This window comes from Cellvibrio sp. QJXJ (genome assembly GCF_024452345.1).
GTDB lineage: Bacteria > Pseudomonadota > Gammaproteobacteria > Pseudomonadales > Cellvibrionaceae > Cellvibrio.
In genome coordinates this window covers 2,841,027-2,862,822 of sequence record NZ_CP101662.1, presented here as the reverse complement: position 1 = coordinate 2,862,822, position 21,796 = coordinate 2,841,027, and the positions used below count along the sequence as shown (strand labels likewise).

The 21,796-nt window shown below is 50.1% G+C and carries 19 protein-coding genes; 13 read left to right on the top strand and 6 right to left on the bottom strand.

Features of this window, described 5'->3' with window-relative positions; translation table 11 throughout:
* The first annotated feature begins 288 nt into the window (after nt 1-288).
* Nucleotides 289-1,482 (top strand): class I SAM-dependent rRNA methyltransferase, encoded by a 1,194-nt coding sequence (locus tag NNX04_RS12560; protein ID WP_151054664.1) that lies wholly within the window; start codon nt 289-291, stop codon nt 1,480-1,482.
* Between the two features lie 25 nt (nt 1,483-1,507).
* Here NNX04_RS12560 and NNX04_RS12555 read toward each other — a convergent pair whose 3' ends face one another.
* The gene (locus tag NNX04_RS12555; protein ID WP_007639781.1) at nt 1,508-2,164 is read right to left on the bottom strand and encodes an HAD family hydrolase; all 657 of its coding nucleotides are present in this window, start codon (nt 2,162-2,164) and stop codon (nt 1,508-1,510) included.
* 248 nt (nt 2,165-2,412) lie between these two features.
* Between NNX04_RS12555 and rppH the strand changes: the two genes are divergently transcribed.
* From rppH to NNX04_RS12500, 11 genes are all read left to right on the top strand, one after another.
* Nucleotides 2,413-2,916, top strand: a complete 504-nt coding sequence (rppH, locus tag NNX04_RS12550) for an RNA pyrophosphohydrolase (RefSeq protein ID WP_198284738.1) — start codon at nt 2,413-2,415, stop codon at nt 2,914-2,916.
* Between the two features lie 36 nt (nt 2,917-2,952).
* Nucleotides 2,953-5,220 carry a phosphoenolpyruvate--protein phosphotransferase gene (ptsP, locus tag NNX04_RS12545; protein ID WP_261945978.1) on the top strand — a complete coding sequence of 756 codons (2,268 nt, stop codon included), beginning with the start codon at nt 2,953-2,955 and terminating at the stop codon, nt 5,218-5,220.
* Between the two features lie 77 nt (nt 5,221-5,297).
* A complete protein-coding gene (gene lgt / locus NNX04_RS12540) occupies nt 5,298-6,101 on the top strand; it encodes a prolipoprotein diacylglyceryl transferase (protein ID WP_261945977.1) in 804 nt (267 codons plus the stop codon).
* 25 nt (nt 6,102-6,126) lie between these two features.
* Entirely contained in the window at nt 6,127-6,966 is an 840-nt protein-coding gene (locus NNX04_RS12535) for a thymidylate synthase (protein WP_261945976.1), read from the top strand.
* A gap of 57 nt (nt 6,967-7,023) precedes the next feature.
* Nucleotides 7,024-7,521, top strand: coding sequence for a dihydrofolate reductase (locus NNX04_RS12530; RefSeq protein ID WP_261945975.1), 498 nt, complete (start codon nt 7,024-7,026; stop codon nt 7,519-7,521).
* Between the two features lie 275 nt (nt 7,522-7,796).
* Nucleotides 7,797-8,579, top strand: a complete 783-nt coding sequence (locus NNX04_RS12525) for a DUF3450 domain-containing protein (protein WP_007639787.1) — start codon at nt 7,797-7,799, stop codon at nt 8,577-8,579.
* On the top strand, nt 8,576-9,943 hold the full coding sequence (locus NNX04_RS12520; RefSeq protein WP_007639789.1) for a MotA/TolQ/ExbB proton channel family protein: 1,368 nt from the start codon (nt 8,576-8,578) through the stop codon (nt 9,941-9,943). Before NNX04_RS12525 ends, NNX04_RS12520 begins: the two co-directional genes overlap by 4 nt.
* A gap of 10 nt (nt 9,944-9,953) precedes the next feature.
* The gene (locus tag NNX04_RS12515; protein WP_007639790.1) at nt 9,954-10,481 is read left to right on the top strand and encodes a MotA/TolQ/ExbB proton channel family protein; all 528 of its coding nucleotides are present in this window, start codon (nt 9,954-9,956) and stop codon (nt 10,479-10,481) included.
* A gap of 39 nt (nt 10,482-10,520) precedes the next feature.
* Nucleotides 10,521-10,925, top strand: a complete 405-nt coding sequence (locus NNX04_RS12510) for an ExbD/TolR family protein (RefSeq protein WP_040391150.1) — start codon at nt 10,521-10,523, stop codon at nt 10,923-10,925.
* A 6-nt stretch (nt 10,926-10,931) separates the two neighbouring features.
* Nucleotides 10,932-11,558, top strand: a complete 627-nt coding sequence (locus NNX04_RS12505) for an energy transducer TonB (RefSeq protein WP_007639798.1) — start codon at nt 10,932-10,934, stop codon at nt 11,556-11,558.
* Nucleotides 11,559-11,569: 11 nt separating this feature from the next.
* Nucleotides 11,570-12,946 carry a tetratricopeptide repeat protein gene (locus tag NNX04_RS12500; protein ID WP_007639800.1) on the top strand — a complete coding sequence of 459 codons (1,377 nt, stop codon included), beginning with the start codon at nt 11,570-11,572 and terminating at the stop codon, nt 12,944-12,946.
* A gap of 133 nt (nt 12,947-13,079) precedes the next feature.
* Here NNX04_RS12500 and ilvD read toward each other — a convergent pair whose 3' ends face one another.
* From ilvD to NNX04_RS12475, 5 genes are all read right to left on the bottom strand, one after another.
* A complete protein-coding gene (gene ilvD, locus NNX04_RS12495; protein ID WP_261945974.1) occupies nt 13,080-14,924 on the bottom strand; it encodes a dihydroxy-acid dehydratase in 1,845 nt (614 codons plus the stop codon).
* A 169-nt stretch (nt 14,925-15,093) separates the two neighbouring features.
* A complete protein-coding gene (gene argA / locus NNX04_RS12490) occupies nt 15,094-16,407 on the bottom strand; it encodes an amino-acid N-acetyltransferase (protein ID WP_261945973.1) in 1,314 nt (437 codons plus the stop codon).
* A gap of 41 nt (nt 16,408-16,448) precedes the next feature.
* Nucleotides 16,449-17,603, bottom strand: a complete 1,155-nt coding sequence (gene argE / locus NNX04_RS12485) for an acetylornithine deacetylase (RefSeq protein WP_261945972.1) — start codon at nt 17,601-17,603, stop codon at nt 16,449-16,451.
* A gap of 132 nt (nt 17,604-17,735) precedes the next feature.
* Nucleotides 17,736-19,010 carry an inorganic phosphate transporter gene (locus NNX04_RS12480; protein WP_007639810.1) on the bottom strand — a complete coding sequence of 425 codons (1,275 nt, stop codon included), beginning with the start codon at nt 19,008-19,010 and terminating at the stop codon, nt 17,736-17,738.
* Between the two features lie 23 nt (nt 19,011-19,033).
* Nucleotides 19,034-19,711: a TIGR00153 family protein gene (locus NNX04_RS12475; protein WP_007639812.1), complete on the bottom strand. Its 678-nt coding sequence runs from the start codon at nt 19,709-19,711 to the stop codon at nt 19,034-19,036.
* A gap of 288 nt (nt 19,712-19,999) precedes the next feature.
* Here NNX04_RS12475 and NNX04_RS12470 point away from each other — a divergent pair, with 288 nt between their 5' ends.
* A complete protein-coding gene (locus tag NNX04_RS12470; protein ID WP_261945971.1) occupies nt 20,000-21,763 on the top strand; it encodes a GspE/PulE family protein in 1,764 nt (587 codons plus the stop codon).
* Nucleotides 21,764-21,796: the final 33 nt, after the last annotated feature.

Sequence of the window (21,796 nt, the reverse complement as noted above, 5' to 3'; positions counted from 1 at the left end):
GAATTCAATGATATAAATGGCATAAACAATCAGCGCTAAGCTCTTGAGCTTATTGGTACTTATCGCCACAGCTTACGTTAGCGTATATCCCTATAATGATAAAGTCCCGCGTGTTCAAAAAATGCGCTGGCTGGCGCATATATCCTGATATTTGTGCGTTTCTTAGCATTTTGCCGGCTGCATCGAGTTGACACGCGATCATTTTGTACGCTCCGCCTTTTTATTTCTGTGTGTTGGTCGCACAAGGCTTATAATCGCGCCACTTTATTTTGCCTGATGAGCGCTATCATGAATTTGCCAGTTCTAATTTTAAAACCCCAAGCCGATCGTCGACTGAAGCTGGGGCATTTGTGGATTTATAGCAACGAAGTGGATGTTGATAAATCGCCGCTCAAAACTTTTGCTATGGGGCAGCAAGCACTGGTAACAACACAGGGCGGCAAGGCACTGGGGATTGCATTGATTAATCCCAATGGTTTGATTTGCGGCCGCTTGGTGAGTCGCGATGAGAAATACCCGCTTAATAAATCCCTGTTGGTGCATCGCATCAAGCAGTCGCTGGCGCTGCGCGAGATGGCATTTCCCGAGCCTTATTACCGGTTGATTTACGGTGATGCCGATCTACTTCCGGGTTTGGTAGTGGATCGTTTTGGCGATTATCTGGTGGTGCAGATTGCCAGTGCGGGCATGGAGCTGGTGAAGGATGAGATTGTTGAAGCGCTGGTACAGGTGCTCAAGCCACAGGGGGTGTTGCTGAGCAATGAGCACAGTGCGCGCGGTTTGGAGGGGTTGTCTGAATACACCGAGGTGGCCTACGGTGAGGTGCCTGAGTCGGTGGAATTGATTGAGAACGGCGCGCGGTTTATGGCGCCAGTACGCGGCGGCCAAAAAACCGGTTGGTTTTATGATCACCGTATGAATCGCGCTTTGTTACAACAATATGTGCAGGGCAAGCGCGTGTTGGACGTGTTTTCCTATATTGGCGGTTGGGGGGTGCAGGCGGCGGTAGCTGGTGCGAGCGAAGTATTCTGTGTCGATGCTTCAGAAGCTGCGACCGATGCGGTGCTTGAGAATGCCCAGCTCAATGGTGTCGCCGACAAAGTGGCGGCGATTCAGGGTAAGGCAATTGATGTGCTGAAGGAGTTGATCGCCTCCGAGGAGCGCTTTGATGTAGTGGTGCTTGATCCTCCCGCGTTTATCAAAAAGCGCAAAGATCAAAAAGCCGGCGAGGCGGCGTATCGCCATATCAATGAATTGGGTATGCGTCTTTTAGGGCGCGATGGTTTGCTGGTGTCGGCATCCTGCTCTATGCATTTGGGCAAGGACACGCTACTGGAAATCGTGCGTGCGTCGGGTCGCCATTTGGATCGCCATGTGCAGATCATCGGTCAAGGCGGGCAGGGACCGGATCACCCGATTCACCCGGCTATTCCTGAAACGGATTATCTTAAAGCCGTGTTTGCCCGGGTTTACCTCGCTTAGTTTTTCCTCTGATCAAGCCTGTGCGCTAGTCGCGCAGGCTGATGATGTTCCAGTTGCGCTCATTAGCGATAGCGGTGAGACGCTCATCCGGATCTACTGCTACCGGCTTGTCCACTAATTCCAGCAAAGGTAAATCGTTGATCGAGTCACTGTAGAAATAAGCACCCGTTAATGAGTGATTGGTGTGTTTAAGCCACTCCTGCAGGTTGGTGATTTTGCCGGATTGAAAGCAGGGCGTGCCCACAAACTTGCCAGTATGGCGTCCATCAATTACTTCAGGGTCGGTGGCTAGAATATCGGCGACGCCCAGGCGTTTGGCGATGGGGCGTGTAATAAAGCCGTTGGTGGCGGTGATAATTAACAGGTGATCGCCCTGTTCGCGGTGCTGACGCAGCAGCGCTTCGGCTTTGTTGAGCATCAGCGGCTCAACATGTTGTTGCATAAACTCCGCGTGCAGCTCACGCAGTTCATCCTGAGTAAAGCGGGTCAGTGGTGCCAGTGAAAATTCCAGATAAGCACGAATGTCCAGGGTGCCATTTTTGTAATCCTGATAGAAGCGCTCGTTGGCAATCCGGTAGGTTTCGGCGTCAACCAATTGTTTCTCTACCAAAAAAACGCCCCAGCTGTAGTCGCTGTCGCCTGCAATCAGGGTGTTGTCGAGATCAAAAATAGCCAATGCCACAGGGGTAATCCTCATGTCGTTCGAAGTGGGACTTGCATCGGCCTTGGGCGCGATCAAGGGGGCGCTAGGATAGCGAGAGTGCTGTGAGCACTCAATCACAAAACCATTTCCAAGATTCAGGGTTGCGGCTTTGAGCAAGCCTGATATAGTGCGGAAAACGCTATTTCGTGGAACATGGCTGCTGCTTTTTTGTGCGCGTGCAGTTAGCGGCTCCATCAGCAAAACTCTTTATATGGATGATTCCCCCCGTGATAGATTCCGACGGATTTCGCCCCAATGTGGGCATCATTCTGACTAATGATCAGGGCCAGTTATTGTGGGCGCGCCGTGTGGGCGGGCATGATGCATGGCAGTTTCCGCAAGGCGGGATTAATCCTAACGAAACCCCCGAGCAAGCACTATATCGCGAACTTTATGAGGAAGTGGGGTTGCGTCGTGAGGATGTAGAAATACTGGCGTGCACTCGTGGTTGGCTGCGCTATCGCCTGCCACATCGCCTGGTGCGCCATAACTCTATGCCGCTTTGCGTAGGACAAAAGCAAAAGTGGTTTCTGCTGCGCTTGCGCAGTGACGACAATAAAGTGAGCCTCAACAATGGCGGCCGCGCCGAGTTTGATGACTGGCGCTGGGTTAGCTATTGGTATCCGCTGGGCAAGGTTGTGTCTTTTAAACGCGATGTTTACCGTCGTGCGCTCAAAGAGCTGTCATTATTCCATTCGCTGCACGAGGATCGCCGCACTCGCGCTCGCTAACCCGAATCATCTTTTAACAGGCTCAATCCAGACTCTATGTTGAACTCACTTAGGTCCATCGTTCAGGAAGTAAACGCTGCGCGCGATATGAAATCGGCGTTGGCGATTATTGTGTCGCGAGTCAAAGAGGTGATGAAAACCCAGGTTTGCTCTGTTTATCTGCGCGACCTCAAGGGTGATTATGTGCTGATGGCCACTGATGGCCTAAATGCTGATGCGGTGGGCAAGGTTCGTCTGGCGGCAGGCGAGGGGTTGGTTGGGCGCGTGGTGGTACGTGAGGAGCCGATCAATCTGGAGCATGCCGAAGCGCACCCCAGTTATCAATATTTCCCGGAGACGGGCGAAGAGCGTTACAGCAGTTTCTTGGGGGTGCCAATTATCCATCATCGCAAGGTGTTGGGGGTGTTGGTTGTCCAGCAGGCGGATCAGCGCCGTTTTGACGAGGGAGAAGAAGCGTTTTTAGTAACTATGTCAGCGCAGTTGGCTGGTGTTATTGCCCACGCTGAAGCTACCGGGGGCATAGTTCCGCCCGGCGCCAAGGCGACGCAAGCTAAATTCCTCGGTGTCTCTGGTGCATCCGGCATCGCTATCGGTGAGGCGGTGGTGTTCACGCCAACGGCTGATCTGCGCGCGGTGCCTTATCAGGTTTGTAAGGATGTTGAGGCGGAAATTGTCTTTTTCCAGCGCAGCCTCACTGCGGTGCGCGAGGATATCAAATCCCTCGGTGAGCAGTTGCGTGCGCGAATTAATCGCGAAGAGCAGGCGCTGTTTGATGCTTATCTCGCAATGTTGGATGACGCTTCGCTTGCCCGCGAAGTCACTGACCGTATCCGCAAAGGTGCCAATGCACCCTATGCCTGGAGCGAGGTGATCATCGAACACGAAACCATCTTTAACAGCATGAATGACCCCTATTTGCGAGAGCGCGCTACCGATGTGCGTGATTTGGGGCGTCGTGTGTTGGCTTATTTGCAAGAGTCCAATCAGAAGGCTCGCGTCTACCCCGACAAAACTATTCTGATTGGCGAGGAGCTAACGGCTTCCATGCTGGGCGAAATTCCCAAGGAAAAGCTTGCGGGCTTGGTGTCGGTATTGGGCTCATCAAACTCCCATGTTGCAATCCTGGCGAGGGCGATGGACATCCCCACGGTAATGGGGGCGGTGGATTTGCCTTATGCGCAAATGAATGGCCGCCCGGTCATTGTGGATGGCTATAAGGGAGCGGTGTACTGCGACCCTAGTGCTCAGCTGCGCAAGCACTACAAGGCTATCTATCTGGAAGAGCAGGCATTGGTGAAGGGCTTGGAGGCGCTTAAAAATTTGCCCTGCGAAACCCAGGATCGCTACCGTTTGCCGCTGCATGTCAATACGGGTTTGATGGCTGACGTGGTGCGTTCATTGGAGCGCGGTGCAGAAGGTGTCGGGTTGTACCGCACAGAGGTGCCGTTTTTGTTGCGTGATCGATTTCCCAGTGAGGAAGAGCAGCGGGCAATTTATCGCGAGCAGTTAGAGGCATTTGCCCCTCATTCTGTCACTATGCGCACTCTTGATATTGGTGGTGATAAGGCCCTGCCTTACTTTCCTATTGAGGAAGACAACCCTTTTCTTGGCTGGCGTGGCATTCGGGTGACGCTTGACCATCCCGAGATATTTTTGGCGCAAATCCGCGCCATGATCAAGGCCAGTGAGGGCCTGGACAATTTGCGTATTTTGTTGCCCATGATTACCAATATGCAGGAAGTTGATGCAGCCAAGGGGCTTATTCAGCGTGTGCACAAGGAATTGCTCGAAGAAGGGTATAGGGTTCGAAAACCGCAGGTCGGCGTAATGATTGAGGTGCCAGCCGCTGTTTATCTGGCGCCGGAGTTGTCGCGCAAGGTGGACTTTTTATCTGTCGGCAGTAATGACCTGACGCAATACCTGCTTGCGGTGGATCGCAATAACGCGCAAGTAGCGGATTTATACCAGGCCTTTCATCCCGCGGTATTGCGCGCCCTGCAATATATTGTCTATGCCGCCCACGATGCCGGTATTAGTGTCAGTATTTGCGGTGAATTGGCGGGTGATCCGGGGGCTGCCATTCTGTTGATGGCCATGGGCTTCGACGTGTTATCTATGAATGCCACGAACCTACCCAAGGTCAAATCCGTGATTAGAGGGATCACCTTTGCGCGCGCCAAACAGCTGTTGGCAGAGGTGATGAGTATGTCCAATGGCGATCAGATTCGCGATCACATCGCTCGTGAGTTGCGCGATACCGGGTTGACCCGTTTGATTCGGCCAGTCACTTCCGATAGTAATTGAGCGTAAAAAATATAGTTTTGTCATAAATCAGCGTCATAATCCCGGCCCCACGCCGGATGAGTCAGGTCTAACTGTTTATGCTGCAATACCCCGATATAGATCCCGTCGCGTTTTCTCTTGGTTCATTTAAAGTGCATTGGTACGGAATCATGTACCTCTTTGCCTTTGTCAGCGCCTGGCTTGTAGCTATGCATCGCGCAAAACAGCCCGGCGCTTTGATCAACAAAGCTCAGGTTGAAAATCTGATTACCTATGGCGCTTTCGGCGTCATTCTGGGTGGCCGTTTTGGCTATGTCGTGTTTTATAACTTTGACTATTGGTTGACCGATCCGCTTTGGCTCTTCCGCGTATGGGAGGGGGGTATGTCATTTCATGGTGGTCTTCTTGGTGTAATTGTTGCCATGATGATTTATGCCAAACGTATTGATCGCTCATTTATTGGGCTCATGGATTTTGTGGCCCCAATGGTGCCACTCGGCTTGGGTTTCGGTCGCTTGGGCAACTTTATCGGTCAGGAATTATGGGGGCGAGTTACCGATGTTCCATGGGCTATTGTTTTTCCCAAGGCCATGGATCCGGAAGGCGTAGGTCGCCACCCCAGCCAACTCTATCAGGCATGTCTGGAGGGTTTGCTGCTGTTCATTATTGTGTTTTGGTTCTCCGCCAAGCCGCGCCCACGCGGAGCTATTTCTGGCATATTTCTTATCGCCTATGGCACTTTTCGTTTCGCGACGGAGTTTGTGCGTGAGCCCGATAAAGGGGTGGCGCTGGTGGGCTGGATGACTCGCGGTCAGTTGCTTTGCCTCCCAATGTTTGCCGTGGGGCTTGGGCTGTTGATATACGCCTATGTGGTGACTGGTAAAAGTGATAGAGCTAAATAAATGACAATTTTTGACGGGTTATTGAATGAAGCAGTATCTTGATTTAATGCGTGATGTCGTAGAAAACGGCGTCACTCGCGGCGATAGAACCGGCACTGGAACTCGTTCAGTTTTTGGTCGGCAGCTACGTTTTGATCTTGGCAAAGGGTTTCCTTTGGTAACAACTAAAGCGGTGCATTTAAAGAGTGTCATCGTTGAGTTGTTGTGGTTTTTGCAAGGACGCACTGATGTGAACTGGCTCAAAGAGCGCGGCTGTAATATCTGGAATGAGTGGGCAACAGAAAGTGGTGATTTGGGGCCTGTCTACGGCAAGCAGTGGCGTAGCTGGGTTTGCCCGGATGGTTCTACAGTAGATCAAATTTCCCAGGTTATTGCCCAGATAAAAAAGAATCCCTACTCGCGGCGCTTGATTGTCAGTGCTTGGAATCCTGCTGATTTACCCGACGAATCCATGAGTCCACAGCAAAATGTGGAGCAGGGACGTATGGCGCTTGCAGCATGTCACACCTTGTTTCAATTTTATGTTGCTGATGGAAAACTGTCTTGTCAGTTGTATCAGCGCAGTGCGGATTTATTTCTCGGTGTACCTTTTAATATTGCCAGTTACGCATTGCTGACGCATATGATTGCGCAGCAGTGTGATTTGGGCGTGGGTGATTTTGTGCATACTTTTGGCGACTGCCATTTGTACAACAATCATATCTCTGACGACATAGTTTACGAACAATTAACACGCACTCCCAAAAACTTGCCTACACTAAGAATCTCGCGTCGACCTGATTCTATATTTGGGTACGAATTACAAGATTTTGAGTTTGAAGGCTATGATCCTCATCCTCGAATAGTTGCGCCTATTGCCGTCTAGTTGGTAGTTGTAGGTTGTTGGCAAATTTAAGTTTTAATAAAAAGGCGAAGGCTCCGCATGAAACTAGCCATTATTGTGGCGGCAGCAAAAAATGGTGTCATCGGTATAGAAAATCGTTTGCCATGGCACCTTCCGCAAGATCTGAAATACTTTAAGTCAGTGACCATGGGTAAGCCTGTAATCATGGGGAGAAAAACCTATGAGTCTATCGGTCGGTCTTTGCCGGGGCGCATGAATATTGTAGTGACGCGCGATAAGTCATGGAACGCATCATCTGATTTGGTGGTCGTACACAGTCTTGATGATGCGCTTAAGGTTGCTGCATGCAATGAGTCGGGCGCTGAAGAGGCAGTGGTTATTGGTGGTGAGCAAATTTATCGAGAAGCTCTTCCCTTGGTAGATAGGGTGTATTTAACCGAGGTGGGTATTGAGCCAGAGGGAGATGCTTTTTTTTCATTACCGGATATGCGGATTTGGTCTCTTGAGTCGTCAATAGCCGGCGAGGAATCTGCGCAGCTACCCCACCGCTTTTTGGTTTATCGGCGAAACGCCTAATTAAATGCATTTTTCTTTTTTTGATTTTTTTCGTTGTGGTTTTTGTTGTTTTAATTTTTTGTGTTACCGGTTCGCTTATTTTGAAAGGTAATGTGTTACCGGTTTGATACCTAAATACACATGTAGAAGGTATAAGGATAAATCATTGGAAGTAGGCTATGTCGCTTATTACAATGCCGCCGTTCTTAGCCGCCTCGAAGAGGCTACGTGGATAACGCGTCTGTGGCAGCCTGTTGCCGCAAACTCACTTGATTGAACACCCAGTTGGGGGGATTATGAAAAAGCAGCGATTGAAAGCGGTGGCAATGACCACGATGCTTTCTGCCGGCGCGCTAATGGGTAGCGTAGCCATGGCAGATCAAACTCTGGATGCCGTACTTAAGGCGGGTCAAGCCAAAACTACTTTGGCGCAAGACTCCCAGAAGCGCATCGACAGATTGGCTCAGGAAACTGACGATCTGACACAAGAATTCAAACAACAGAATAAGTTGATTGACGATCTTCGTGTGTTTAACGCCCAAATGGAAAAACAAGTTGCCAAGCAGCTGGTTGTTGTTCAAGAGCTCGAGCAGTCAATTGAGAAAGTGACTGTTATTGAGCGTCAGATTCAGCCTCTGGTCTTCCGCATGCTGGATAGTTTGGAGCAATTTGTAAGTCTCGATAAGCCCTTCCAAGTAGAAGAGCGTAAAGAGCGTATTACTATGCTGCGGGCGAATCAGGATCGTGCTGACATCTCTGTTTCCGAAAAATTCCGTCAGGTGTTGGAAGCCTATAAGATTGAATCTGCATATGGCAGCACAATCGAAGCTTACAAAGGTACTCTGCCTATTGATGGACAAGATCGTGAAGTAAACATTCTTCGTGTTGGTCGCATTTCATTGATGTACCAAACAACTGATGCCAAGCAGTGCGGTACTTGGGATGCTTCTCAAGGTCAGTGGGTTTCTCTTGATGGTTCATACAATTCTTCCATTCTCAAGGGGCTCCGCATCGCGCGCAATCAAGCATCCAAAGATATCATGACCATGACAGTTCAAGCGCCGGAGGCAGCACAATGAAAATGAAGTTTGTAAAAAGCTGCTTGATGCTTGCTGTTGCTGGTCTTCTTGGCAGTTCATTCGCTGTTGCACAAGAAAAGGCTCAGACTTTAGACCAGTTATTGGATATGGTTAAGAAGTCTCAAATCAGTGAGTCTGCAGAGCATAAGCAACGTGAAGCAGAATTCGCTCGTGACAAAGCTAATCAGGCCAACTTGCTTGCCCAAGCAAAAGCAACTCGTCAAGCGGAAGAAGCTCGTTCTGCTGCGCTCGAGAAAAAATATCAAGAACAAGATATTTTGGTAGCCGCAAAAAAGACTCAATTGAATGAGCGTTTGGGTTCTATGAAAGAACTCTTTGGTCATTTGACGTCTACAGCCGGTGACCTCCGGGCAACACTGGAAACTTCAATAGTAAGTGCGCAGTACCCTAACCGTGGCGAGTTCCTCGATACATTAATCGAGAAAATGAACAGCAATACTCAATTACCAGATATCGAGGAAATTGAGCGCTTGTGGTACGAAGTGCAAAGAGAAATGGTTGAGACTGGTCGTGTTGTGAAATTCAACTCAACAGTTATTAAACCAAGTGGTGAGCAAGCACAACAAGAAGTTGTTCGTGTTGGTGTTTATAACCTGGTTTCTAATGGCATGTACCTGACATTTGACGGTTCTAAGATACAAGAGCTGCCTCGTCAACCAGTTGATCATTTGGCAGGTGCAAAAGCACTGCAAGACTCGACTTCAGGAATTGTTGACTTTGGTGTGGATCCAACAGGTCCTGCTGGTGGTCAACTTCTGACGGCTTTGATTGATACTCCTACTTTCCTTGAGCGTGTTGATCAGGGTGGTGAGGTTGGATATGTAATTGTTGCGGTAGGTTTCATCGGTGTTTTCCTTGGTTTGTGGCGGATGCTAGTTTTGTTCGCAATGACCTCAAAGGTGAAGGCGCAATTGAAGTCAGATAAGCCCAACTCTAACAATCCTCTGGGTCGTGTGCTGAAGGTTGCAGAAGAAAATAAGAATGTTGATACCGAAACTTTGGAGCTGAAGCTTGAAGAGGCTGTTCTTAAAGAGCGTCCATCAATTGAAAGTGGTCTGGCCGTATTGAAGATCATCGCAGCTGTAGCACCTCTCTTGGGGCTCTTGGGTACTGTTACCGGTATGATCGAAACCTTCCAGGCTATCACTATCTTCGGTGCTGGTGATCCTAAAAACATGGCCGGTGGTATCTCGGCAGCGTTGGTTACTACTGTTCAAGGTCTTGTGGTTGCAATCCCGGTTGTGTTGATGCACACCTTGGTTAACGGTCGCGCTAAAGCAGTTATTCAAGTGTTAGATGAACAAACTACCGGCATTATTGCTGAAAACTCTGAGCGTAAGTAGGAGATAACACATGCAGGCTTTAACGGACGCTTTTGCAGCCATTGGAGCCTTTATGGATCAGGGCGGCCCTTTGATGTATTACATTGCCGCCCTTACCTTTGCAATGTGGACTCTCGTTTTTGAGCGTGTGGTCTACTTTAAAGGTGGTCTAAAAGGTGAAGTCCAACAGGCTCTGAATAGTTGGGAGCAGCGTAAAGAGCGAAAGTCATGGAATGCACATCAAATTCGTGCAGCTATGGTTTCGCGTATGTCAGCAAAAATTAACAAAAACTTGGACATGATCACTACATTAATTGCTCTCTGCCCCCTTATGGGGTTGCTGGGAACTGTTACCGGTATGATTGAAGTGTTTAGTGTTCTGTCTCTGACTGGTGGTGGTGATGCCAAGTCAATGGCGGGTGGGGTATCGAAAGCAACAATTCCTACAATGGCTGGCATGGTTGCAGCTCTATCTGGATTGTTTGTAAATACATATCTTTCTCGAATTGCTGAGCGTGAAGATCGCTTGTTTGCTGACCATTTGACAATGGATCACTAAGTGATGCCGCAGTATTAACCTGTAATTAAGAGATGTCTCATGAGCAGGAACAACGCAAAACCTGAAGAAGAACCGCAGGCAATCGACCTCACGCCTATGCTTGATGTTGTATTTATTATGCTGATTTTCTTCATAGTTACGGCAACGTTCATTAAAGAAGCTGGCAAAGAGGTTGTGAGACCTGATGCGGTTACTGGTGATTCGAAGCCTAATGCTAGTATTCTGATTGCTATTGGTGATGACAATGAAATTTGGATTGATAAGAAACAAGTTGATCCACGTAGCGTTGTTAAAGTGATTGAGCGTATGCGCGCAGACAATCCCAATGGTTCAGTTTCAATTCAAGCAGATACTAAAGCTCGTATTGAATTCGTATTGGAGGTCGCTAATGCTGCGCGTGAAGCTGGCATTACCGATGTGTCTGTCTCTACTGAAGAGAAATAGATTGCTATGAACTTCGCAAAAGTAGGTATAGCAGGGCTGTTGGGGGTGGTTACCACCTTCTTGCTCTTATTTTTGATGTATCAGTTAGTGAATAATGATTTAGGCGAAGTTGCGCAGAAAAAGTCTGTGAAAATTCCTGATATCAACATGCCTGATACAAAAATTGAGACTCGTTTTGAGGATGCTAAACCAGAGAAACCAGAAGCCCCTGAAACTCCTCCAGATCTTCCGGAGCCAGAGTTTGAAGCGCCTAATGTGTCTGGTGAAGCATTGAATATGAGTGCTCCTATTGCTAAAGCAGGCATTGATGTTGGTGCTGGTTCATTGGCTTTTAGTGAGGGTGAATATTTACCTATCGTTAAAGTGCCGCCAGAGTATCCAAGTACTGCGTTGTCGCGTGGTATTGAAGGCTTTTGTACGGTTGTGTATACCGTTACAGAAACTGGTGCTACTCGCGATCCAGAGCCTATTGCTGATCAATGCGTCACCAAAGAGGGCAAGCCGACAACAGTATTTAACCGCGCGTCTGTTCGTGCAGCGCTCAAATTTAAATACAAGCCAAAAGTTGTGGACGGCAAGCCAGTCGAAGTGCCTGGTGTGAAGAACCGCTTCACTTACACTATGCAGAAATAAGGGGTAATGAAATGAGACAAGTATTTCCTGCCGTTTCAATTGCTCTTGGCAAAACTTTGCTAGTTACCGCCGTTGCTATTTCGCCAATTTTTGTTAATAACGCTGTGAATGTTTTTGCTCCCGGCGTTATTGAAATCGGAGTTGTACACGCACAGGTTAAAGCGAAGAATAAATACGCTTCGGCGGAGCAACGCAAATTCCCCAATGTTAGCGAATCTTTCGGTAAAAAAATTACCGAGGCTGCAAACTTCCTTCAACCGCAAGACGAATCTGTAAAGCCCGATCCACGCAAGGCTATGCAATTGTTGAATGAAATGGCTGCTAACTCAGCTAAGGCGAATGCGTATGAGCTGGTGTTGCTTAATCAGTATACTGGTTATGCTCATCTTGGGGCCGAGAACTATACTAAGGCTATCGAAAGCTTCAATAAAATGCTTGCTCAATCGCCTAACATGCCATTAGCAACCGAGGCGTCCACCATTCGTATTGTTGGGCAACTTTATTCCCAGCTGGATAATCCAAAGAAAGCATTAGAAACATTGCTTAAGTGGACTGACTATGCTGAATCCTTGAAGCCAGAAGACTCGTACATGTTTTCTACGCTTTATTATCAGCTTGAAGATAATAATAATGCGCTATTAAATATTAACGAGGCTGTTAGGGCGCAGGAGGCAGCTGGTAAGGTTCCTGCTGAATCTTGGTATATTCTTCAGCGTGGATTGTATTTTGATAAAGAAGATTACAAGAGCGGCTTGGTTGTTCTTGAAAAACTTATCAAACACTATCCAAAGGCGCAGTACTGGAAGCAGCTATCGCAAGTTTATCGCATGATGGATCGCACTAACGATGCACTCTATGCACTTGAAACTTGCTATTTAATGGATGGATTGACTACTGAAAAAGATCTTATCAATTTGGCATATTCATTTTTAGAGGCGGAAGTTCCTTATAAGGCCGTTAAGGTTTTGAAAAAAGGTATTTACACTGATAAAAATGTTGAGCCTACTGCTAAGAATCTGAAGTTGCTTGCAGATGCATATCGCTTGTCGCAAAACGCCAAAGAATCTTTGGTCGAGTATGAAAAAGCAGCACAGAAGTCAACCGATGGAGAAATGATCATTGGCTTGGCGCAAGCTTATCTTGCCAATGATAAGTTCAAAGAGGCTTCTAAGTGGGGCCGCGATGCTCTGAAAAAAGGTGGTATTAAGCGTGTCGACCATGCGAATATCACTGTTGCCCAAGCGGAGTTTGAGCTGAAAAACTTTGATGAAGCTATCAAGTTTTTTAAAGAGGCGGCAAAAGATGCGCGCAGTTCCAAGCTCGCCAATCAATGGGTTACTTTCTCTGAGCGTGAACAAGCTAGATTGAAAGCGTTGGCACAGCAATAATCCTTGTTGCGTTAATAAACAGACAATAAAAAAGCCAGCATTAGCTGGCTTTTTTATTGTCGCTAACTTGTCAAAATGTTGCTAAGAACTGCTTGTGCATTTTGTAGCTGCGCAAGCAGTTATGAATGCCCCTTTAATCCAGTTTACTCAAATCGCGCACCGCGCCTTTGTCGGCACTGGTTGCCAGCATAGCGTAGGCTTTTAGCGAGGCGGAGACTTTGCGTGGGCGAATTTCAGTTGGTTTCCACGCAAGGGTGCCTTTAGCATTTTCTGCTGCGCGACGTGTTTCCAGCTCTGCGTCAGTCAAGACAACATTTATGCTACGGTTGGGAATATCGATGCGAATGATATCTCCAGTCTGAACCAGGCCGATCGCACCACCTGCAGCGGCTTCAGGGGATACATGGCCAATGGATAAGCCTGAAGTCCCGCCGGAGAAACGGCCATCAGTCAGCAGTGCGCAAGCTTTCCCCAGACCTTTCGATTTTAGATAGCTAGTGGGGTAAAGCATTTCTTGCATGCCTGGGCCACCTTTGGGGCCTTCATAGCGAATCACCACTACATCTCCAGCTTTTACCTTGCCATCTAAAATGTCGGCTACTGCTTTATCCTGACTTTCTACGACATAAGCTTTACCTTCAAATACCCAGCAGCTTTCATCTACACCTGAGGTTTTTACTACGCAGCCGTCAATAGCGATATTGCCTTTAAGAACGGCCAATCCACCTTCTGTGCTGTAGGCGTGCTCGATGGAGCGGATGCAGCCTTCAGCGCGATCACCATCGAGTGTTGGCCAGCGCGTGGCTTGGCTAAAGGCAACTTGAGTTGGGATGCCTGCCGGGCCCGCCTTATAAAAAGTTGCTACTGTTTCAGAGGAGGTACTTATGATGTCCCATTTATCCAATGCTTCTTGAAAGGTTTGGCTATGTACGGTTGGCAGTTGGTTGTGGAATAGGCCACCGCGATTTAGCTCCGCCAGAATGCCCATCACGCCACCTGCCCGATGGACATCTTCCATGTGATATTTTGGGGTATTGGGGGCGACTTTGCACAGTTGTGGTACTTTCCTGCTCATGCGATCCACATCAAACATGGTGAAGGGCACGTTTCCTTCTTGTGCGGCGGCGAGCAAATGTAAAATGGTGTTGGTGGAGCCGCCCATTGCGATATCCAATGCCATAGCATTCTCAAAAGCTTCAAAGCTGGCAATCGAGCGTGGTAATACGCTGTAATCATCTTGTTCATAGTAGCGTTTGGTTATTTCTACAATGCGACGACCGGCCTCGAGGAAAAGTTGTTCGCGATCGGCGTGAGTGGCCAGCAGCGAGCCGTTGCCGGGTAAGCTCAAACCGAGCGCTTCAGTCAGGCAGTTCATTGAGTTGGCGGTAAACATGCCTGAGCAGGAGCCACAAGTTGGGCAGGCAGAACGTTCGTAATCATTCACTTTTTCGTCGCTAGCTTGATCATCGGCAGCGATAACCATGGCATCGACCAGATCAAGTTTGTGCTCAGAGAGTTTGGTTTTACCTGCTTCCATTGGCCCGCCCGATACAAAAATTACCGGGATATTCAAGCGCATGGCCGCCATCAGCATGCCGGGGGTAATTTTGTCGCAGTTGGAGATGCAGACAATTGCGTCGGCGCAATGGGCATTGACCATATACTCAACCGAGTCGGCGATGATGTCGCGACTGGGAAGGCTGTAGAGCATGCCGTCGTGGCCCATTGCGATACCATCGTCCACTGCGATGGTGTTGAATTCTTTCGCTACACCACCTGCTTTTTCTATTTCGCGAGCAACTAGCTGACCGAGATCTTTTAAATGCACATGGCCGGGCACGAATTGGGTAAAGGAGTTGGCTATGGCAATAATGGGTTTGTCAAAGTCTCCATCCTTCATGCCGGTGGCGCGCCAGAGTGCGCGAGCACCGGCCATGTTGCGGCCAGAGGTGGTGGTTTTGGAGCGATAAATAGGCATAGCAGATGACCTCGTGGAGCTGTTGCGGGCAGTTAACAGCGGTGACATTCGAGTTACAGAAAAGAGCAAAAGCATAGCAGAAATCACCCGCTATCGGCAGGTAGATCTTGCGCGCTGAGTGCTCGGATTTGTGGATTGGTGTGTGTCCGGCCCCGAAGAGCCGGCAGGGCTAGAGTGTTTTGATGAAAATCTTGGAATTGCGTTGGTAGTTATAAAGCTGCTGCCGCTGCATTGGCAGATCCTCGAGTTTGCCCTGCACAAAACCTTGCTCGATAAACCAATGGGCGGTTTGGGTTGTGAGCAAAAATAGCTGTTTGATGTGCAATTTGCGCGCTTGTATTTCCATCTGTTGCAGTAGTGTCGAGGCCCGCCCTCCGTTGCGATATTCAGGGTGGGTGGCTACGCAGGATAGTTCGGCCATATCGCCATAGGGGTAGAGCGCGGCACACGCGATGATAGTGCCGTCTTTATCCATAACATGAAATTGGCCGATTTCCGTCTCCAGTAATTCACGGGAGCGCCGCACTAAAATACCTTGTTCCTCAAGGGGACGAATCAGCTCCAATATGCCTGCAACATCATCAATACTGGCGATGCGCAGCTGTTCGTACTGACCGGAATAGATCATGGTTCCCAATCCATCGCGGGTGAAGAGTTCAGTCAGTAGTGCGCCATCGGTTTCATAGCTAATTAATTGCGCGCGCTGCACGCCTTGCAGGCAGCTGTGGTAACAGGCGCTCACCGCCTGATACAGGTCGGTGCCGATGGTTTCCCCTTGGTTAGTCAAGTAGTCCTTGCACTCTGGCAGCGACAGTTGACGAATGAGATTGCCCTCGCTATCGCTTAGCCCATTGCCTGCAGTAAATGCCAATAACTTGTCGGCTTTGATGGCGCTGGCGACATGGGTAGCGACATCACTGAATGACAGGTTGAAAATCTCACCTGTGGGTGAATAGGCCAGTGGCGACAACAGAACTACAGCTCCGGAATCAAGTGCTGCGTTAAGTGATTTGGTGTGTACTTTGCGCACTTTACCCGTGTGTTGCAGGTCGACACCCTCGATAACGCCGTGGGGCATGGCAACCACAAAATTGCCGCTGATAACTTGCATATCGGCATCCTGCATTGGCGAGTTAGGCAGGCTGGTTGAAAGTGCCGCTTCGACAATTGTCCGTGCCTCGCCAATCGCTTGGATAACCAGACTCAAGTTGTCGCTGTCGGTGATGCGCAAACCTTTGTGGAATTGGCTCTGGCTGCCGGCAAGTTGCAGGCGCGCATCAATCTGCGGGCGGGCGCCATGAACTAATACCAGGCGCACATCCAGGCTACAAAGCAGGGCGATGTCATGCACTATATTGTGAAAATTGGTGTGCGTAATGGCCTCGCCTGGCAACATCAACACGAAGGTTTTGTCGCTGTGTCTATTGATGTAGGGCGTGGAGTGGCGAAACCACTTGACGTAATCCTGGGTGTTTGCGGGCACTGTGATTCTCTTTCTTAAAGTGATCAGTTAATTGTCAGTTGTTACAAGCAAAAGCGCTCTATTAAGCCACGAACCAGTTTTACGGCCGGTTCGATTTGATTAAGTGGTATGAACTCGTCGGGTTGATGGGCCTGGTTGATAGAGCCGGGGCCCAATACGACGGTTTGCATTCCCAGTTGCTGCATAAACGGCGCCTCAGTGGCAAAGGCAACACTATCGCTGGCATTGCCGGTGAGCTCGGCACAGGTCTTTATCAACAGGCTCTGTTCATCTTCGCCAAATGGATCGACGCCCTGAAATAATGAGGAGAACACTATATCGGTTCCGCTCGATTCGGCGATAGGGGCGAGACGCTGTTGTATAGCGGCGCGCAGCTCGTTGTTATCCATGCCCGGTAACAGGCGTAAATCAAAATGCAATTCGCACTCACCGCAAATGCGATTGGCGCCATCGCCACCGTGAATACAACCTAGATTCAAGGTGGGTGTTTGCACAGCAAACGCGGGGTTGCGATATTTGGTTTGCAGCTCCTGCCGCAGGCTTAGCAGCTCGTTCATTACCTGATTCATCGCCTCCAGCGCGTTGTTGCCAAGCGCCGGGTTTGATGAATGGCCGCTCTGGCCGCGCACTCGCACGGCTTCCATCATGATTCCCTTGTGGGCGCGGATGGGGATGAGATTAGTGGGTTCGCCAATAACGGCATAGCGGGGCGAGAGACCACCGAGCCCCTGTTGTGCCAATGCGCGGGCGCCATTCATGCTGCTCTCTTCATCCGCCGTTGCCAGCACAATAAGCGGGTGTTTGAAGTGGTGCGCAAGGTAGGGTTCTACTGCAGCCATTATGACCGGGAAAAATCCCTTCATATCGGTGGCGCCAAGGCCATAAAGCTTGCCGTCTTTCTCGGTGAGCTGAAATGGATCAGTCTGCCAGCGATTGGCATCGTAGGGCACTGTATCGCTGTGACCTGCCAAGACGAGGCCACCATCGCCCCGGCCGAGCGTTGCGATTAGATTGGCTTTACCTGCTAGGATGAGCGGCATAATACGGGTATTAAAACCCAGTGCGGAAAAGTCATTGGCAAGTTGGTCAATCACGCCCTGATTGGACATATCCCACTGTTCAATGGCGCAGCTCACCGAAGGCAGGGCGACAAGCCTGTGCAGACGGTGTTGATAGCGTTTAAGGTCGACGGTCATGATCCTGCTCGCAGAAAAACATTCGGGGTGTTATCGATGATTGCGCCTGAAAATGCAAGCTTATGGAAAACACCAGGCAATAAAAAACCCGAGCTGGTTTCCCGGCTCGGGTTTTTTTGGGTGGAATAAGACTTAACTGAACACGCCTTTGAGGAAGTAGAAAAACAGAATCGACAGGCCTGCTCCGGCGGGTAAGGTAATAACCCAAGAGGCGAAGATACCGCCTATGACCCGTAAATTTAATGCTCCTATCCCGCGCGCCAAACCTACCCCCAGCACCGCACCCACCAGAGTGTGAGTGGTAGAAATGGGCAGGCCGAGGCCGGATGCAATGACTACGGTGGCGGCTGCCGACATTTCGGCGGCGAAACCACGGCTGGGGGTGAGTTCGGTAATCTTTTTACCAATGGTTTGCATTACCTTGTAGCCATAGGTTGCCAGGCCAACAACAATACCAACGCCACCCAATAACAGAACCCATGGGGCGACGGCGGCTTTGGCGCCCACCTCACCCGATTGAACAACACTGATTACCGCTGCCATAGGGCCCACTGCGTTGGCTACATCGTTGGAGCCGTGTGCAAATGCCATGGAACAAGCAGTGAAGATCATCAATACCCCAAACACGCGCTCTACACTGGAGAAACGGTTGTCTTTATCCGCTGTCTTGTCCTGGGTAATGCGGCTGAGAAGGTACATCCCAAAACCTGCTACCACGAGGCCGATAATAGCCGCTATAAAGGTACTTTCCAGAAAGCTAAACGAAAGGTTGTGTGAGCTAAGTACATATTTCAGGCCTTTGAGGATGGTGACCATCGACAAAAAGAAACCTACCGCAAACATGTAAATGGGTATGTAGCGTTTGGCATTGGAAAACGGATCTTCTGTGTCCAGAATCAGGAATTGCACTGAGCGGAAAATCCAGAAAGCGAGGAAGCCTGCAATAACGGGGGTAATTACCCAGCTGCCGACGATGCCCCAAACCTTGCTCCACTGCACCGCATCGGCGGAAATGCCCACGGCGGCAAAACCAATGATGGCGCCGACAATCGAGTGGGTGGTGGATACCGGCCAGCCCAAAATACTGGCGATTAATAACCAGCTACCCGCTGCTAGCAGCGAGGCGAGCATGCCGAAGACAAATAAATCCGGGTGGTCGGTCATCACGTCCAGTTCAACAATCCCGCTACGGATGGTTTCTGTCACTTCACCACCAGCTAGGTAGGCCCCGGCAAACTCAAATACCATGGCAATTAAAATGGCCTGTTTCATGGTAAGCGCACGCGAGCCAACCGAGGTTCCCATTGCGTTGGATACATCATTGGCACCTATGCCCCATGCCATAAAGAGGCCAAAAGCACAGGCAAGAATAAACAGCACATGGCCGTATTCAGCAAATAAAGTCATCTTGAATTCCTCAAGGTAAAGGATTAATGCGCCAGCAGCAGTTGCAAACGGCCGCCCACATCGTGTGCGCGGTTGGCGATATCACCCACCCAGTCGATGATGTTGTACAGGAACATCACATCTACCGGGGGGAGCTGGGCTTCGAGGGCAAAGAGTGAGGTGCGCACGCCAATTTCCAATTGGTCGGCTTTCTCCTCAAGAATGTCCAATTCCTTGATCATATTTTCGACAACGGTCAGCTCGCGGCCGCTAAAACCGGTCTCGAGCAGCTCGTCCAGTTCGTTGATGGCGGTGAGCGCTTGCTCGGCTGCCGCAACACTAGCGCGCACAAATTCATTCATCTGCGGTTTCATGCTTTCGGGGATGGTCATGCGACGGCCCATGATGATACCGGCGATGTCTTTGGCGCGGTTGGGAATGCGGTCCTGCATAGTTAGCAGTTCGAGCAGGTCGGTGCGTGGTACCGGCAGGAACAGGCTTTTGGGCAGATGCAAGCGCAGGTGCTTTTTGATTTCGTCCGCATCGTTTTCGAATTTCACCACTTGCTGCTGAATGCTGCTGGCGAGAGGCCAGTCATTGCCGGTGACAGCTTCAAAAAAAGGTACGAGTTCGGCGGCGGCTTTAACAGCCAGCGCCATGTGCTCTTGCATGGGCTTGATGGGCGAGCGGCCAAACAGGTTCGACAAGTTTGCAAAAGGCATGGTTATCCCCTCGGGTTAAAAGTGTGCGCAGTATAAAAACATCACTCGCCAAGGTCACGCAGCTTTATTACTTATTTATGACAAAGTTGTGATGCTTTTTAGCTGAACTTTTGTTAGTGGCTGGTATGGGGTGTTAGACATAGGTGTCTAGGTTTCGGGTGTGTTGAGCTTAGTGGTTGCTGACCAAAACGCCAGCCTGTCGCCTTGTGGGCAGACTCGCGTCGGCAGAGCCGCTACAATCAGTGCATGTTTTTAGTCGCAGCTCTCTTATTTACAGGAATAACGTCGATGGTGCTGGATCGGGTATTGGATTTGCGCGGCTTGATTAATGATCTGGTCGTTGATGGGCGCATGTCGCAGCTGGATGCCAATATGTTGCTTGGCGCCTCGCGCAGCCGCGAACAGGCGATCATGCACCCGCTGGCCTATGTCGCCACCCAAAATCTGGAAGATTTACAGCGCCCGGGCAAGATTCTGGATGGCGATACGCTCACCGAGTGGTTAGCTAACAAGGCGCGCCTGCCGTTGTTTCATATAGATCCGATGAAGATTGATGTCGCCAAGTGCACCGAGGTGATCAGTTACGCCTTTGCCAAGCGTCACGGTATTTTGTGCGTCAAAGTGGAGTCGGATCACGTCATCATCGCCTGTACCCAACCCTTTATGGCTGGTTGGGAGCCACAGGTGGAGCATGTGGCGCGCCGCACGGTGAAACGCGTGGTGGCTAATCCCGCCGACATCGAGCGTTTTATGGTGGAGTTTTACACCTTGGCGCGCTCTGTCTCCGGCGCCAGCGGAGCGACGGCGGCCTCGGCGATTACTAACTTTGAGCAGCTGGTGGAGCTGGGCAAAGCCAGCGATCCGGATGCCAATGACCAGCATATCGTCAAGATTGTGGACTGGCTGTTGCAGTACGCTTATGACCAGCGCGCCAGTGACATTCATATAGAGCCGCGCCGGGAAGTAGGGCGCATCCGCTTCCGTATCGATGGCGTTTTGCATTACGTCTACGAATTGCCCGCCAATGTATCCACCGCTGTCACCAGCCGCTTCAAGGTGTTGGCCCGCATGGATATTGCCGAAAAGCGCAAGCCGCAGGATGGCAGGATCAAAACCCGCCGCAGTGATGGCAGTGAAATTGAATTGCGTATGTCCACCTTGCCCACCGCCTTTGGCGAAAAACTGGTGATGCGGATTTTTGACCCGGAAGTGCTGCTGCGCAGTTTTACCGACTTGGGTTTAGTGGGCGATGACTATGCGCGCTGGTACTCCATGCTTACCCGCCCCAATGGCATCTTGTTTGTGACCGGCCCCACCGGTTCCGGTAAAACCACCACCCTTTATTCATCGCTGCGACAAGTTGCCACCGATGAGGTGAATGTCAGCACTATTGAAGACCCCATTGAAATGGTGGAGGAGCGTTTTAACCAGACGCAAGTGCACCACAAAATCGGGCTGGATTTTGCCGCCGGTATCCGCAGCCTGATGCGGCAAGACCCTGACATTATCATGGTGGGTGAGATCCGCGACCTAGAAACCGCCCAAATGGCAGTGCAAGCTGCGCTTACCGGCCACTTGGTGCTATCCACCGTGCACACCAACGATGCGCCTTCAACCGTTGCGCGCTTGCTGGATTTGGGCATTCCTTCCTACCTCATTAATGCCACCTTGCTCGGGGTAATGGCGCAGCGTTTGGTGCGCACACTCTGCCCACATTGCAAAGAGGAGGGCAGTATCAGCGCGTCGGATTGGCAGGAATTGGTTGCGCCTTGGAAAGTGAATGTGCCGGCCAAAGTCTATCGCCCGGTGGGTTGTCTCGAATGTCGCAATACCGGTTATTTGGGGCGACAAGGCCTTTACGAAATTCTGATGTTGTCTGAATCGCTCAAGGAAAAAGTTAACAGCGACTGCAACCTGCAGGAGCTGCGCAAATTGGCGATGAAGGAGGGCATGCGCACCTTGCGCTTGTCGGGCGCTCAAAAAGTCGCGGCGGGACTCACGACGATGGAAGAGGTATTGCGGGTTGCGCCACCACCGGAGAAGGCGGGTTAGGTGGTGAATATGCCCAATAAAAAATGGCGACCC